The organism is Streptomyces sp. NPDC042346 (assembly GCF_055581845.1).
The window spans coordinates 429,935-445,549 of the sequence record NZ_JBVJEH010000002.1 but is presented as its reverse complement, the minus strand read 5'-3'; the positions used below and the strand labels follow the sequence as shown (position 1 = coordinate 445,549).

At 68.8% G+C, this 15,615-nt stretch carries 10 protein-coding genes; 5 read left to right on the top strand and 5 right to left on the bottom strand.

The window, feature by feature from the left end; genetic code table 11:
- The first annotated feature begins 187 nt into the window (after positions 1-187).
- From ACZ6K0_RS10730 to ACZ6K0_RS10720, 3 genes are read left to right on the top strand one after another with little or no spacing between them, the layout of a single operon-like run.
- Entirely contained in the window at positions 188-865 is a 678-nt protein-coding gene (locus tag ACZ6K0_RS10730) for a CatB-related O-acetyltransferase (protein ID WP_469236280.1), read from the top strand.
- Positions 862-1,668, top strand: a complete 807-nt coding sequence (locus tag ACZ6K0_RS10725) for a Vgb family protein (protein ID WP_469236279.1) — start codon at positions 862-864, stop codon at positions 1,666-1,668. The genes ACZ6K0_RS10730 and ACZ6K0_RS10725 overlap by 4 nt, the downstream gene beginning before the upstream one ends.
- A complete protein-coding gene (locus ACZ6K0_RS10720) occupies positions 1,665-2,012 on the top strand; it encodes a YciI family protein (RefSeq protein ID WP_469236278.1) in 348 nt (115 codons plus the stop codon). The genes ACZ6K0_RS10725 and ACZ6K0_RS10720 overlap by 4 nt, the downstream gene beginning before the upstream one ends.
- Before the next feature lie 317 nt (positions 2,013-2,329).
- Here ACZ6K0_RS10720 and ACZ6K0_RS10715 read toward each other — a convergent pair whose 3' ends face one another.
- Together ACZ6K0_RS10715 and ACZ6K0_RS10710 are read right to left on the bottom strand one after the other, a co-directional pair.
- A complete protein-coding gene (locus ACZ6K0_RS10715) occupies positions 2,330-7,051 on the bottom strand; it encodes a glycosyl hydrolase family 18 protein (RefSeq protein WP_469236277.1) in 4,722 nt (1,573 codons plus the stop codon).
- Positions 7,052-7,393: 342 nt separating this feature from the next.
- Positions 7,394-7,777: a winged helix-turn-helix transcriptional regulator gene (locus ACZ6K0_RS10710; protein ID WP_376409367.1), complete on the bottom strand. Its 384-nt coding sequence runs from the start codon at positions 7,775-7,777 to the stop codon at positions 7,394-7,396.
- A gap of 138 nt (positions 7,778-7,915) precedes the next feature.
- Here ACZ6K0_RS10710 and ACZ6K0_RS10705 point away from each other — a divergent pair, with 138 nt between their 5' ends.
- Positions 7,916-8,446, top strand: coding sequence for an SRPBCC domain-containing protein (locus ACZ6K0_RS10705; RefSeq protein WP_376409369.1), 531 nt, complete (start codon positions 7,916-7,918; stop codon positions 8,444-8,446).
- Between the two features lie 45 nt (positions 8,447-8,491).
- On the opposite strand, the gene ACZ6K0_RS10700 is transcribed toward ACZ6K0_RS10705, so the two are convergent.
- Positions 8,492-9,022 (bottom strand): hypothetical protein, encoded by a 531-nt coding sequence (locus ACZ6K0_RS10700; protein ID WP_469236276.1) that lies wholly within the window; start codon positions 9,020-9,022, stop codon positions 8,492-8,494.
- A 274-nt stretch (positions 9,023-9,296) separates the two neighbouring features.
- Here ACZ6K0_RS10700 and ACZ6K0_RS10695 point away from each other — a divergent pair, with 274 nt between their 5' ends.
- On the top strand, positions 9,297-11,645 hold the full coding sequence (locus ACZ6K0_RS10695) for a hypothetical protein (RefSeq protein WP_469236275.1): 2,349 nt from the start codon (positions 9,297-9,299) through the stop codon (positions 11,643-11,645).
- Between the two features lie 168 nt (positions 11,646-11,813).
- Here ACZ6K0_RS10695 and ACZ6K0_RS10690 read toward each other — a convergent pair whose 3' ends face one another.
- Positions 11,814-14,492, bottom strand: coding sequence for a SpoIIE family protein phosphatase (locus tag ACZ6K0_RS10690; RefSeq protein WP_469236274.1), 2,679 nt, complete (start codon positions 14,490-14,492; stop codon positions 11,814-11,816).
- A 244-nt stretch (positions 14,493-14,736) separates the two neighbouring features.
- A complete protein-coding gene (locus tag ACZ6K0_RS10685) occupies positions 14,737-15,588 on the bottom strand; it encodes a hypothetical protein (protein WP_469236273.1) in 852 nt (283 codons plus the stop codon).
- Positions 15,589-15,615 lie beyond the last annotated feature (27 nt).

The following is a 15,615-nucleotide window of genomic DNA, read 5'->3' as shown; positions in this document are numbered from 1 at the left end:
TTCCCGGGCTGCCCGGTATGGATGCTGGTATCGGGCCAGGAGGCCGCCTCCCGCAGGTGACATGAGCCGGCATGAGGCCGCTGGACCGGACCGCTCCATTCGGCCGACGACCCGAAAGGCGTGGACCGCGCGCCTCGCCGCCCGGGCTTCGCCAGCCGAGCACGAACACCTACGGAGAGATTGCCGCGTGACAACTGACCCCAGCTCTGCCCAGGCACCTGACCCGGCCACCATCCATCCACTGCCTGCCTACGAGCGGGTCGTCTTCCTCAAGCCACTCGTTGCCGGGACGAACGTCGTGGTGGGTGACTTCACCTACTTCGACGACCCCGACGGGGCGACGGACTTCGTGCAGCGCAATGTGCTGTACGCCTACGGTCCGGAACGGCTGATCATCGGCAAGTACTGCGCGATCGCCACGGGCACCCGGTTCCTGATGGCGGGCGCTGCCCATCCGTCGATGGGGGTGTCGACCTTCCCCTTCACCATGTTCGGCGGGGAGTGGACCGACCGGACCCTCGACCTCGTCACCGGCATGCCCAGCCGCGGGGACACGGTGGTCGGCAACGACGTGTGGTTCGGATACGGAGCCACCGTGATGCCGGGGGTTCGGATCGGCGACGGTGCGGTGATCGCGGCCGGAGCGGTAGTCACCGCCGACGTGCCTCCGTACACCGTCGTGGGCGGGAACCCGGCCCGGAGGATCAGACAGCGCTTCGACGACGACGACATCGAACGGCTCACACGGGCCGCCTGGTGGGACTGGCCCGTCGAGCTCGTGACCACGCACGTCCGGACCATCATGGCCGGATCCCCGAAGGACATCGAGCGCATCGCCGCCGCCGAAGGTCTGGAGCAGCAGTGACGCCCCCGGCCATCGAGGAGTACACGGTGTCCGGTCGTGACAGCGGACCGTACGCGATCGCCGTCGGCTCGGACGGCGCCCTGTGGTTCACCATGGTGCACAGCGGCAGGATCGGCCGGCTGGTCCCTGGGCAGGAGCCGACCAGCCATGCACTCTCCCCGGACAGCGGCCCGACGGTCATCTGCAACGGGCCGGACGGCGCCCTGTGGTTCACCGAGACCGCCGCCGACCGTATCGGCCGTCTCGCCATCGACGGAACGGCCACGGAGTTCCCGCTGCCACGCGCCGGGGTGTTCCCCTCCGCCATCGCGGCGGCCGACGCGATGTGGTTCACGATGAACCAGGCCAACGCGATCGGTCGTATCGACATGAACGGCAGCATCACGGGGCACGAGCTGCCCACCGAGGCCGCCGCACCGGTGGGTATCGCCGTGGGCCCTGACGGAAGCGTCTGGTTCACCGAGATCGCGGCCGGTCAGATCGGCCGGATGGCACCCGACGGCCGGATCACCGAGTACCCGCTGCCCGACCGTTCCGCCCGGCCGCACGCCGTCACCACCGGCGCCGACGGCACGGCGTGGTTCACCGAGTGGGGTGGCAACCGCGTCGGTTCGGTCACCTCCGACGGCTCGGTCACCGTCCACGACCTGCCCACCCCGGCCTCCGAGCCGCACGGGATCACGGTGGGCCCGGACGGTGCCCTGTGGACGGCCCTGGAGACGGGCGCACTGGCCCGCATCAAACCGACCACCACCAGAACATCGATCACCAGCAAGCACACCGAACAGAGGAACGCCTCATGAAATTCGCCCTCGTGATCTTCGAGACGGATGCCTCACGCGCCCGGATCCGGGCCGACCGCGACGCCTACCGCAAGGCGTACGAGACCTGGATCGGCGAGGTCGCGGCAGCGGGCAAACTGGTGGGTGGCGATGCCCTCGACACCGAGCGCCAAGGCCCCGTCACCGTGCGCAAGACGGCGGACGGGTCCGCAGTGGTGACCGAGGGGCCTGTGCACAGCGGCGAGGAGACCCTCGGAGGCTGGTTCGTGCTGGAAGTCGCCGACCACGCCGAGGCCGTCGAGCTGGCCCGTGGCTTCCCCACACCGGAGGCGCTCGAAATCCGCCCGATCCTCGAATCGGCCTGAGCCGCATGCGGCCCGCGAGGCCCTCCGCTCGGACACTCGGCGTGCCTGGCCGGCACGACATCCCAGGTCCTGAGCGTCACGCCGCCTCTTCTGCCGGCTCTCCTACGTCCTCGACCACGAACTGACCGACGACTTCGCCGGCGGCTGTCCACGGCTCCTGTGAGGCTCGGCCCGCAGCATGGCGGACATCGGCCAGGGAGAGTGCTTCTTCCCGTGCAGCCAACAGGACCCCATATGAGTCCCATCGTTGCAGTTCAGAAGCACTCTCCGGTTATTCGATCAGGACGTGGAGTGTCAGGCTGGGTGGCTGAGGACGGTCAGCCGGCGCTGCCGATCAGCTTCCAGGGCTCGTGGTCGGCGTCGGGCCCGGTGCCCGGAGCACTGCCCTTCGTCTCCCACTTGGCCTTCCAGACCTTGCCGTTGTACTTGACCGTGGTCTGCTCGATCGGCTGGCCGGCCGGAGAGTAGACCTTGGTCGCGTCCCAGTTCCCGGCACTACAACCACCAGCCGGCGGGGTCGCCGTACCGAGTCCCTTGAGGTTGTCGTTCACCGGCGCGTACGCCGTACCGCCGATGGACAGACTCGTGTTCACCGGACCGGTGATCGGGAGGAAGTAGATGATCGGCACGTCGAGCGACTTCCCGGCCGGGATGATCTGGCAGTAGTCCAGCGTCGTGCTGACCCGGTGGAACGTCGTGCCGGGCACCAGCTTCCACTGGCCACCTTGGGCATCGGTCTGCCAGTTGGCGTCCTTGACCAGCGGTGACGTCGAGGCCGGAATGTCGAACGACAGCTTCGTGTCCTTGCCACCGCCGAGCGTGCGCCCGGTGTTGTTGGTGATCCGGACGGTCGGCTGCAACGGCCACAGGTTCGCCGTGGCGGTCGGATAGTTGACCATCTCGACGCTCAGGTCGGCGGTCACCGTCGGTGCGACGCCACCGCTGCCGGTGCGCAGACTGTTGTCATAGGCGCCGATGTTGCCCAGCTTCTCGTTCAGCCGGGTGGTCAGCGTGTACCCCATCCCGCACGGGGTGTCCGGCTGGACGTCCGCGGGGCAGGAGTAGTCGCCGCCCAGCTCCCACATCATCACGCCGCCCGCACCGGTCGACTTGACCAGATCGGTGACCGCGTCGATGCCCTGCTCGTCCTCGGTCGACAGGAACACCTTCTTCTCGGCGTTCCACAGCCACGACGTCTTCGTGGCGTCGTCCCAGTACCGGGTGTACTGGCCCGTGCGCCGGTCGGTGATGTCGGTCTCCGGCTTCAGCCCGACGCTGCCCGCGTAGACCGGCGTGATGTTCTTCTCCAGGTTCTTGGTGTGCCACAGCGGGTTCGTCCCGGAGCCGAGCTCGCTGCCGTTGTTGGTCTCGTCGTGCCAGATGTTGTCGATGCCGAAGGCACCGTCACCGCACGGCCGCTTGACGCCCGTACCCGGCTCGCACCCACTCGGCTTCTGCGACGTACCCCACAGACCGTTCGTACCGCCGGTGACGTTCTGCCAGCCGCGCGTGTAGTAGGGCACACCGATGTTGACGCGCCCGGCCTGCATCGCGCCACGCATGTACTTCATCGCCCAAGCGGTGTTGAAGTACCCGATCTTCCCGTACTCCGGAGTGGCGTACTGGTCGGCCAGTTCCGGGTCCTTGCCGTCGTCGAACAGCGCCGCGTTCGGACCCACGACGTCGTTCCAGGTGCCGTGGTAGTCGTAGGCCATCAGGTTGGTGAAGTCCTGGTGGTCCAGCGCGGTCTGGTTCGCCATCCCGCGGGCCAGGTAGCCGGAGGCCGACGACGCCGAGGTGAGCAGGTAGTACTTGTCGTCCGCGACCGAAGCCCGGTTCAGCGAGTCCCGCAGCGTCTTCATCAACGCGGCGTACGCCGTGGGCAGGCCCTTGCGACGCGGGTTCGACACCGCCCAGTCGGTCGGATTGCCGGTGTCCTCGAGGACCGTGGGGTACTCGAAGTCGATGTCGGCACCGTCGAACCCGTAGGTCCGCAGGAAGTCCACGACCGAGCGCGAGAACGTGTCGATCCCGCCCTGGTTGACCGAGCCGTCGGCGTTGGTGGTCATCGCGTAGAAGCCACCGGAACCGGCCCAGCCACCGACCGAGATCAGCGTCTTCACCCGCGGGTGCAGGCGTTTGTACTTCGTCAGCAGGTTGAAGTGCCCCTTGTAGGGCAGCGAGGGATCCATCTCGGCGCCGACCTCGCCGGGCCACTCCTTCTGGGTGGCGTTCGAGTCGACCTTGATCTGGTTGTTCTCCACCGACGCGAACGCGTAGTTGAGGTGGGTCACCTTCGACCACGGGATGTTCTTCACCAGGTAGTGCGGCGTGCCGTCGGCGCCCGTGCGGCCACCGTTGAAGTAGCCCACGACCCGGCGGTCCCGGCCCTGACCGAGCCATTCCCGGCCGTCACCCTGATAGACCTTGCAGTACGGCGTCGCCACGCCCGGCGTGGCCGCCAGACCGTCCGGCCGGCAGTCGCCGGACGCACCCGGCCGCGAACCGCCGTCGTCGCCACCGGGGTGCGACTCCATCGGATCACCGGCACCACCGTTGACACCGAGATCACCGGCACCGCCGTCGCTGCGGCTGCCATCGCCGTAGCTCGGCACCAGCCAGCCCTCGATGTCACCGGCACCACTCGCCGCGGCCGCCCTGACGGCGGTCTTCGCCGTCGTACCGGAGCGGATCATGGCGAAGTCCTCGATCCCGTCGCCGTCCAGGTCGGCGAAGGTGCCGATGGTGCCCTGGAACGGATCGTCGGAGCGGATCACGCCCAGCGACTTCCAGCCCTTGGTGACGCTCCACGGAGCGCCGGTGTTCTGCCAGGCCCGGACCTCACCGGTGGTGAACTCGACCCGGACCGTGTCGGCCTTGCCGTCACCGGTGATGTCGGCGAAGGCTACCTGCGCGCCGCGCGCCTGCCCCGGAGTGGCGAAACCCTCGACCTTCTCCCAGCCGCCCGGAGTCGGCATTCCCTTGCCCTTGTTCTGCCAGGCGGTCGGGAAGCTCATCCGGTCCAGCGTGATCAGGTCGTCGCGGCCGTCACCGTCGATGTCGGTGAAGTACAGATCCGGCTCGTAGATGAGGTTGTTCGCGACGATCGTCGGGCTGTCCCAACTGATGTTGCCGCCACTGCTGGTGTTCCGTGACATCCGCATCGCGGGGATGCCGGTGGGCGAGTCCGGCGGCATCAGGATCCGGATGTAGTCGTCCTTGCCGTCACCGTCCAGGTCGGCGAAGTAGACCCGGTCCGGGTCGTTCCCGCGGTCGGCCGGGCTGATGTCGCCCAGCGAGACCCCGGCCTTGCGCGGGTCGTCGTTGCGCCAGCCGGTGACCTTGCCGTCCGTACCGACCACCGCGTAGTCGGCCTTGCCATCGCCGTTCAGGTCGGGGAACGCGATCTTCGAACCGGCCGGGGCGGCGTCCCGGATCTTGCCGATCGGCTCCCAGCCGTACGAGCGGCCGCTGATCATGCGCTGCAGGACCGCGATCCGAGCGCCTTCGGCGAAGGCGTCCGCGATCTTCTGGTGGCCGGCGTCGGTCGGGTAGATCTCGTTGGTGATGTCCTGCGGGGTGACCGAGCCCAGGTCGACCAGCACCAGCCGTGCGCCGTCCTTGATCTTGGCGTAGGCGATCGTGCGGAGCTCGCTGTTGTAGGCGTCGATCCGGGCCTGGTAGGTCGGGTTCGTCGACGGCGGCAGGGTCCCGAGCAGGACCGTGGTGGTCGGCGAGGCCCGGTAGATCTCGTCCAGGAAGGTCCGCATCTTCCCGGCCGTCGCCGTACCGTCGGCACCGCCGGCCAGGTCGGCCGTGCCCGCGACCAGGGTCATCATGTTCGGCCGCAGTGTCTGCAGCGCGGGGATCGACTCGGCCTTGATGGCGTCGATGCCCTTGCCGTCGAACCCCATGTGGTCGGGGTCGCCCCGCTTGCCGTTCTTCAGCTCACCGACGAAATCCGTGCGCTTGAAGACGAGACTGGCCACCGTGCCACCGACCACCGCGATGGTGGTCAGGCCCTTCAGGATGGTCTTCAGGTAGTCCCGGAAGCCACCGTCATCGGTGCTGTACACACCGGCCGTGATCCCGTCACCGGTCGGCATCAACCGGAGCTCTTCGATCGCCGGGCTGGGCCCGGGCGACGGGCTGGGCCCGGGCGCCGGGGTGGTGCCGGCCGCGTTGAACTGGCCGGACTGGGTCGGCCGGTGGTCGGAGTCGCCCTCGGGCCGGACCGTGACCGTCAGCGCGTGGTCGAAGTGGGTGGTGACGAAGTAGTCCAGCTCACCACTGCCTTGGTGGGTCGCCTGCCCCGAGCCGTGGATCCGCATGGTCGGCGGGAAGCTCGTCCGCTCGGCGAGGACCCTCGGGTCGACGTTGAAGTCGCCACCGACCGTGGCGTTGTAGGTGACGCCACGTTGGTTCCCGAGGCCCTCGATCCGGTCGTCGATGGCGTCCAGCATCGCCCCGGAGTCACCGCCACCGCCGGACAGGCCGTGCATGGTGAAGTACCACTCGTTGCCGAAGCGCGCACCGAGCGCGTTCCGGCCGGCGTCGACCGGGTTGCCGACGACGATCATCTCGTCGGGCGCCTCGGTCAGGACGAGCGCCGTGTTGACCCGGCCGCCGATCCGCCGCGGGTTGGTCGCGTCGTCGTCGGTCTGGAGGAAGTAGACCTCACGGGTCGGGATGGTGTTGCGGATACCGCTGCCGACGACCCAGGTCTGGTGCAGCACGGTGTGCTGATGCGTGACGTTCTGGCTGTCGGTCGTGGTGAAGGTCTGGCTGGGCTGTGGGGCACTGTTGTCAGGCGGGTGCGGGCCGACCTCCTGAAGCATCAGGATCGGCACCTGCAGTGCCAGCCGCTGAACGGTGTTGGTCCACTTGCTGCCGTTCTGTGCCTTGTTGTTGGCCCCTTGCATGTTCCAGGTGACCAGGGGCGTGGTGGCCGCAGGGAATTCGGTGGCGGAGGCCGGAACGACAAGTGTCGCTGTCAGCCCGGCCATCACCACCACCGCGGCGATTAATCGGCGGAACAAGAGATTCCTCCTTGCTCACGTCCAACAGATCGGGAACAACCGAATCGTTGGAAGCTACATGGTTTCTCAACTGTAGGCCTCGATCGCTCATGAGGTCCCGTCAGCTTGCCGACGGTCCTTGTGGCGCGTGTGGGTGGTGATTTCGGAGTCAGGGCAGGTTGAGCGCCCGGCTGTCGCGTCGGGTGGACGCCGGGGTTCCACGGCTCCGGAGGGCTCGCCGCACGCCAGGGAATGCCCGGCGCACGCCGGCAGATGCCCTGGTCATGCCCTGGTCACCATCGAGCCGGCCCTCGTGACGCTCGGGGCAACTCGCCGGCCGCCGCGCGTGCTGCGGCAGGCGCTCTACTCGTGGGCGCGGTTCCGGACGATCTCGGCCTGGTGGTCCTGCACCCAGCGCACGACGTGTGTGATGGCGTCGCTCAGTGACCGGCCCAAGGGCGTGAGCTCGTACTCGACCCGAGGCGGTACTTCGGCGTAGGCCGTCCGCAGCACCAGGCCGTCACGGGTCAGCAGTCGCAGCGTCTGGCTCAGCATGCGCTGGGACACCCCGGCGATCCGACCGTGGAGCGTCGTGAAGCGCAGCGGCCCGTCGGCGAGGTTGGTGATGACCAGGACGGTCCACTTGTCCCCGACACGGGCAAGCACGTCACGTACGAGCTCGATGGTCGACACGCACTCGGGGCTCAGGCCCGCGGCCTCCGCTTGCGCACCCGGCGTGGATCCCATGGGTCTGTTCCCTTCGAGTGCGTAGCTGACTTCGAAGTGCGTGAGGGCGAGGTCTTGATCGCAGTGTCGCGCCCCCGTTACATACGGATGGTAACCAAGGAAGATCCCCTGTTCCGCCTCCATCTCTGTGAGGGAAACATGCCTCTTGAACCCGTTGCACCGGCTTCGACCGTTGACGGGACCGTCGATGGCGCCGTGCCGAAGGTACGGCACGACACCTTCACCGTGGAGCGGCACCTGGCCGCAGCCCCCGGTACGGTTTTCGGGGCCTTCGCCGACACTCCGGCGCGGCACCGATGGTTCGCGTTGCCAGGCCGCCGGGTTTCCTACGACCACGACTTCACAGTGAACGGCGGTGAGACCGCGTCGAGTGTCTTCACGATCGCGGGCTCTGAGCCGGAACGACTTGCATACGCTTCCCGGTACCTCGACATCGTGCCGGCCTCGAGAATCGTCTACACGTACACGTCCCGCGTGGACGACATCGTGCGGTGGGCCTCGCTGGTGACTGTCGAACTGCAACCGGTGGACGGCGGCACCCACCTTTGTTGGACCGAGCAAGCGGCCTTTCTGACCCCGTCCGCACGGCCGGAGCACGACCTCCCCCACCTGCGCGGCGCCACCCGCCTGCGGTTGAACGGTCTGCCGGCAGCGTTGCAGCCGACGTGACACCGAGCGCTTCGGGAGTCCTGTCGCCCGCACTGCGGGCGCCAGTCACTCGTCGTCGTCGTCGTCCTCCTCGTCTTCGTCGTACCAGCCTTCGATCACGCCGACGAGCCGTTCGTCGATCGGGTTGTCGAACTCGTCTTCGGTGGCGAGGAGTCGGCGCAGCGTGTTCAGGGGGTACCAGTGTTCGCCGGGCTTGGCGTCGGGTGCGCCGACGCAGGGGGTGTCCAGGTACGCGGGGTCCGGGACCGCAGGATAGAACGCCGGGAGCAGACCGAAGGTAACGTCCGGTTCGAACTTCCATACCCAGCCCTCGCGCCGGCGGCGCAGGGTCTCGCCGATGTACCACACGGCACCCTGGACGAAGGGGGAGCGGCGCTGTGCGGTGATCTCCTCCGACTCGGCGAATGTCTCCTCGACCAGGTCTTCCAAGGCGTCGAGGGAGGCGTCGGAGAAGTCGAACCTGTCGACGCCGCCGGCTTCCCGAGCCCAGCTCTCGAAGGCGGCCTGGCGTTCGGTGAGCCAGACCAGGAGGTCGGGGTGGCGGGTGGAGTCGTAGGCGGAGTGGGGTGTGGTCATGGGCAGAACCTACCGAACCGCGCCGTCACCCGCGCAGGATCTTCGCGGAGTCATCACACGGCGCGTCAACAACACCTTGTACGTGGGGTGTTGACGGCCTCTAGTGTGGTGGGGCGGCAGGAGCGGGCACGATACGGGGGCCCCTTGTCCGGCCTGCCCTCGCAGTCTTGAGTCCCGTGGCCCCCACGACCAGGGACACTACGTGAGCACACCTATACGACAGCGTCTGAAGAGGCGCTTATCTGCCGCTCTGGCGGTCGTTTCCTCGGCGGCGGTGCTGCTGGTCGGCCTGCCGTCCGTGGCGTCGGCCGCGCCCGGAGACTACGCGAAGATCACCGGCGGCAAGCGGTGCGATCAGATGCACCTGAAGAAGACCATCCCGCGTACGCCGAACAACTCGGGTGCGCCGACGGGTCAGCACCACTGGACGAAGTCCGGGCCGGACGAGGAGTACTACTACAACAACGCGTTCAAGGGTTTCGAGAACGTTCCCGCGCCCACTGCGGCCGAGCTGGGGCAGGTCACCGGCAGCCGTGCGGACATCGACAAGTGGGACAAGGCGTATGCGGCCTCCAAGGACCCGGAGGACATGCGCAAGGCGATCTACTCCCGCTATCAGCGGCATCGGAACGAGTCGAGCAACCCCAAGCCGTTCGGCAGCTGGAAGGTCAACCTGATCAGCGCGCAGGTCAGCAAGCAGAAGGGGGGCGTGTTCGAGGTCAAGGCGGTTCAGGACTTCAACATGGTCGGCCCTGACTGGCTGTGCGAGGTCACGATCGAGATCTTCGACAAGGACGGCAAGAAGATCGCCTCCCGGCGGTACGACTCCTACAACCAGCGCACCGGTGACCTGGGGGAGTTCAAGTCCGACGGGAAGCGCAAGCCGGCCCAGCTCCGGGCCGACAAGATCATCCTGCGGCACAAGGACGCGAAGTACGACTTCACCCGGCACCGCCTGACGATGTTCACGTCGGAGAAGCCGAACGGGGCCACCCTCCGCGACTACAAGGCCGAGAACGACAAGCTGCGGGCGGAGCGGGGGACGGGGAACAATCCGATCCGGATCGCGGAGCGCCGGGCGACCGCGAAGGGCGTGTGGCCGGAGACGAAGTACACGAAGACGTACAACGTGTTCAACCCGCAGCCGAACCGCGGCACCCAGGGCCCGGGCGCCTCGATGGCCTACGGGTCGGGACAGAACCAGGCCCAGGCCCGGCAGTTGCAGAACCAGTACCTGGCGGACAACGCCCGGTCCGCGCTCGGCCGGGGCCCGGGAGGGGTGGACTTCTCCACTCTGGAGCTCCAGTACGTCGGCAACCCGGTCAAGGGCAAGGCTCTGGACTACTCCATGAAGGCCGACCTCATGCCCGATGAGGACGACAACCCGGGCTGGGGCGGACAGGCGAAGCTCGAACTGGCATCCGATGCCCTGTTCACGTGGCTGGCGCTCACCCCGGACCGGCAGTGGGTGAACCTCAACCCCGACCAGCCCGAGACCATCATGGACAAGGCGTTCGGTGAAACCGACGCCGGCCGTGTCCTCCTCGTGGCCGACATGGAGATGAAGCGGGACTTCTCCCGTGCCATGGACCCCAAGAAGTCCCCGGGCAAGGAGTTCATGGACGCCGCACCCAAGGTCGACGGGGTGCCGTGCTGGGGATCGGGACGCAACTGGATCGTTCCCGGCCGGGCGAAGGTCCGCGAGCAGGACGGCGGGATCTACATCCTCGACGCCCCGCTGGAGGTCAACCACGCGGCGATGGACTTCGACACCCCCGTACAGGGAGAGGACTGCTCGAAGAAGCTCAGCAAGGAGGAGAAGGAGCGCAGCCACCGGCTGATCACCCAGTATCTCGTCCCGCACGTCGAGAAGCAGATCGACACCGACCCCAAGTACGCTGACCTGCGCCGCGTCTACAAGTCCCGCGTCGCGGCCGAGTGGATCCGCCAGCAGGACGCGAAGAAGGCCACCGACTTCCGTCCCATCATCAACAGCAACAACCTCAAGCGGTGGCCGCTGCGCGGTGAGAACGCCCACTGGGACAAGCGGACCGTGTGGAAGGAGATGGTGAAGTCCTTCACCAAGGGCGACTTCACCTACGAATGGCCCCTCGGCGACGGCCGGATCTACACGTTCTTCGTCGGCGGCATCGACTTCGCAAAGGCGCCCAAGCGGAACGTCACCGGCGTCGAGTTCACCGCCCAGCACCGTGAACTGCCCCGCGCGACGAAGGACTCCGTGCGTACCGAGACCTCCGCCCGCGACAGCGACACCGCGTTCCTGGGTGGCAACGGCGCCGGCCTGACGGATGACGGGAAGCCCGACCCGACGCCTACGCCGACCCCGACCCCGACCCCGACTCCGACCCCGACACCGACGCCGAGCGACCCGACCGATCCGCCCACGTCACCCGGCCCGGACCCGACCAAGCCTGGCAACGGTGACACCGGCGGCAGCGGGGGCACGACGCCTCCGGCGAACCGGCCGGACCCGGACGGCGGCCTCGCCGACACCGGATCGGACACCCCGATCGGCCTGGTCTCCGGCATCGCCGCGGCGATCGCCGCCACCGGCGCGGCCCTGGTGTGGTGGATGCGGCGTCGCCGCACCGTCCAGGAGTAGCCCGAACGAGCAGCACGAACAGGAAGGGCCCCACCCCGGTTCGCCCGGGGCGGGGCCCTTCCCCTGTGTGCTGGGTGGCTCTCCTGGGCGGGGTTCGACGGGGGAATCCCCCTGGCGCCGGGACGGCGGAGGGCCGGAGCGGCCAACGGCCGAAGGGGTCGCCGGGCATCACCGGTCGTTGCCCGTTGTGCCGGTGGGAAGTGGCTGTTCGGCCCAGATGACCTTGCCGTCCGCGGTGTAGCGGGTGCCCCAGCGGCCGGCGAACTGGGCCACCAGGAACAGGCCCCGTCCGCCCTCGTCGGTGGTCGCCGCGCGCCGCAGGTGGGGAGCGGTGCTGCTGCCGTCCGAGACCTCGCAGATCAGGGCGCGGTCGCGGATCAGACGTACGCGGACGGGCTCGGCGGCGTAGCGGATGGCGTTGGTGACAAGCTCGCTGAGGATCAGCTCGGTGGTGAACGACTCCTCCTCCAGGCCCCATTCGGCCAGCGTGCGGGCGACGGCGGCGCGAACCTGTCCGACGGCCGACGGATCGGACGCGACGTCCCAGGTGGCTGTACGGGCGCTGTCGAGCGCACGCGTGCGGGCGACCACCAGTGCGATGTCGTCCGTGGGATGCTCGGGCAGCAACGCGTCCAGAACCGCGTCGCAGGTCTGCTCGGGCGTGCGGCCGGGGTGAGCCAGAGCCCGCCGCAGCAGTTCCAGCCCTTCGTCGATGTCGCGGGTGCGGTCCTCCACGAGACCGTCGGTGTAGAGCACGAGGCTGCTGCCCTCGGGGAGTCGTATCTCGGCCGTCTCGAAGGGGAGTCCGGAGAGCCCGAGGGGCGGGCCGCCCGGTACGGCGGCAAACGCCGCGCTGCCGTCGGGGTGCACGACGGCGGGCTCGAAGTGGCCGGCGCGGGCCATCGTGCACACCTGAGAGCCCGGGTCGTAGAGCGCGTACAGGCAGGTGGCGCCCGTGACCGGCGCGATGTCGCCGTCGCCGCTCTCGTCCTGGTCGATCCGAGTGACCAGTTCGTCGAGGTGCCACAGGAGTTCGTCGGGCGACATGTCCAGGGAGGAGAAGTTGTGGACCGCGGTGCGCAGTCGGCCCATGGTGGCGGCGGCGTGCAGCCCGTGGCCGACCACGTCCCCCACGACGAGCGCGACGCGGGCGCCGGGCAGCGGGATGACGTCGAACCAGTCCCCGCCGACACCGCCGCTGCCCGCTTGCGCGGGCAGGTATCGGTGGGCCACGTCGAGGGCGTTCTGCTCCGGCAGGGCGCGGGGGAGCAGGCTGCGCTGCAGGGTGACCGCCATGGTGTGCTCGCGCGTGAAGCGCCGGGCGTTGTCGATGGTGACCGCCGCACGGGCGGCCAGTTCCTCGGCGAGTGTCACGTCGTCGTGCTCGAACGACGCGGGCTTGCGCGACCGCCAGAACGTGACGACACCCAGGATGACGCCGCGGGCGCGCAGTGGAGCCGCGATCATCGAATGGATGCCGGCCTCGACAAGTCTCCGGGCCCGTGCGGGGTCTTGAGCCTGCCAGCCGGAGAAGGCGGTCATGTCCGCCTCCAGGACCGTCTCGCCCGAGCCGTAGCCGAGGCTCTGCGGGGTGGACGGGACGAACTGGATCAGTTTTCCGGGCGGGTAGAGCGGTGTGTCGTCCCGGATACCCCGGAACGCGACACGGCGCATCGCCGCACCGTCCTGCGACGGCTCCTCGCCCCGCAGGACCGGGTCGGCCAGGTCGACGGTGACGAAATCGGCGAACCGGGGGACGGCGAAGTCCGCCAGCTCCTGGGAGGTCCGCTCGATGTCGAGGCTGGTTCCGATCTCCAATCCGGCGGTGAACAGCAGGTTCAGGCGTTCCTGCGCCACATCGGCCCGGCCGGTGACGGCCTGCAGTTCGGTGGTGTCCCGCAGTGTCGCGACACAGCCGGACGGCCCGCCTCCGGGGTCGGTCGGCCGCTGGTTGACGGCCAGCAGCCGGTCCCCGGCCAGGTGCACCTCGTCGGTGGCCGAGCGCCCGGAAGTCAACAGCCGGGCGATGTCCGGGGCGAGGCCCAGCTCACGGGCAAGCAGGCCCTCCGCCTCCGGGCTCAGGCCGAGCAGCCTGCGTGCCTCGTCGTTGGCCAGCGCCAGCCGACCGTCGCCGTCGAGGATCAGAACGCCTTCGCGCACGGCGTGCAGCACCGCATCGTGGTGCTCGTACATGCGGGTCATCTCGGCGGGCTCCAGGCCGTGGGTCTGACGGCGCAGCCGCCTGCTGACCAGAGCGGTACCGAAGGTGGCGACTGCCAGCGCGGCCGCCGCGGCACCGAGTACCAGGGGCAGCTGATGCTCGACGACTCCGCTCACGGCTTCGAGCGTGACACCGGCGGACACCAGTGCGATCACGTCGCCCTCGGCGTCGGTCACGGGGACGACAGCGCGGGTGGATGGGCCGAGGGTGCCGGTCACGGTCTCCCTGACCGTTCCGCCTGCTGCCGCGGGGCCGATCGTGCCGATGTAGTGCTTTCCGATCTGTGCCGGATCGGGGTGGGTGATGCGGATCCCGTCCTTGGTCATCACCACGAGGAAGTCGACGCCGGACGCCTTTCGCGCTTCCTCGGCGCGTGGCTGGAGCGCTGCGGTCGGGTCGGGACCGGCCACGGCCTCCTCGATGCCCGGCGCGCTGGCGAAGGTCTCGGCCACGGCGAGTGACCGGTTGCGCGCTTCCCGCTCACTGTCGGACCGGGACTGCAGTACGAGAGCAACCACGGCGGCCACGACGAGGAGCACCACGATCGCCGCCTGTAGGGAGAAGACCTGGCGGGCGACGGTGCGGACGCTCAACGCGGAGCGCAGGCGGCCGAGGAGTCCGGCCATAGTCCATGTCTAGCACCGGCCCGAACGGCGGGCGAGCGGGCGGCCCGGGCACGGAACGGACCGGCCCACGGGCACGTACTGCGCTGTAGGCCCGGCGGACGCCTCCCGGGTGCGATGCGCACCGAGGGTGGTGACACGGGTGCCATGGCGCACACACGCCGTGACCGGTGTCGGCCCCACGTCGACGGGAGCGGACCGCGATCGAGCCCGGAGAGCAGCTCCGCCGGCCGGTCGGCGAAGCCTGTCAGCCCTTGCGGACCTCGCGCGGTGCGTGGCTGTAGTGGGCATGGCCGCGTTCGAGCGCGACGAAGGTCAGTCGAGCGTTGTCGAGCAGGGGTGAGAGGTCTCCGTCGACCACCCGGGTCGAACCGGAGACGATCACCTCGCGGAGTGCCGGATGGTCCGCGACAGGGGCGAGCGAGGCGATGTCACCGCTGTTCTCCAGCTCAAGGCGTTGCAGGAGGGCGAGACCGGAGACGAAAGCGATCGCGTCGGTCTTCGCGGAGAGCAGGGACACGTCCTCCAGTGCCGCGGCCCCGGCCAGCAGCTCGGAACGGGCGAGCCGGCCGTCGTAGAGGCGGAGTTCACGCAGGGCAGGGAAGAGCGCGGCACCTTCCATGTCGGTGACGTGTTTCCGGTTCGCTTCGAGCCGGAGCTTCCGCAGGGCCGGCTTGGGCCCGAGCGCGGAAAGGGATGCTCCCTTCCACTCCGAAAGGACGAGGTCGTCGAGGGACGCCGGCAGAGAAAGGGACCGGGCCACGACCGGCCACGGGACTTCCAGCTCCCGGAGCTCCGGCAGCCCGGACAGGTCCAGCTCCTGGGTGGCGGACGCGGGCAGCCGCAGCCGTACGAGCCCGGGGCATCGCGTCACGGGGGAGAGGTCCGGGACACCGCTCAGGACGCGGAGACTGCGCAGTCCGGCAAGGTCGGAAAGGAAGGCGAGGTCGACGGCGGGACCGGTTTTCCGGTGTGCGGGCGCTCCGATGACCAGCCCGTCACACGTACCGTCCTCGAACCGCTCGGTATATGCGGGATCCCACGGTTCGTCGGTCACGAACATCTCGGACCACCCGTCGCGCCGTCGGGCGATCTTCATGCGTACTCCTCCGGGAAAAGAAAAAAG

Bases quoted from the DNA above. Each gene is read 5' to 3' on its own strand.
- ACZ6K0_RS10720 (WP_469236278.1), top strand. From the start codon at position 1,665: ATGAAATTCGCCCTCGTGATCTTCGAGACGGATGCCTCACGCGCCCGG.
- ACZ6K0_RS10710 (WP_376409367.1), bottom strand. From the start codon at position 7,777: ATGGGATCCACGCCGGGTGCGCAAGCGGAGGCCGCGGGCCTGAGCCCC.
- ACZ6K0_RS10705 (WP_376409369.1), top strand. From the start codon at position 7,916: ATGCCTCTTGAACCCGTTGCACCGGCTTCGACCGTTGACGGGACCGTC.
- ACZ6K0_RS10700 (WP_469236276.1), bottom strand. From the start codon at position 9,022: ATGACCACACCCCACTCCGCCTACGACTCCACCCGCCACCCCGACCTC.
- ACZ6K0_RS10690 (WP_469236274.1), bottom strand. From the start codon at position 14,492: ATGGCCGGACTCCTCGGCCGCCTGCGCTCCGCGTTGAGCGTCCGCACC.
- ACZ6K0_RS10685 (WP_469236273.1), bottom strand. From the start codon at position 15,588: ATGAAGATCGCCCGACGGCGCGACGGGTGGTCCGAGATGTTCGTGACC.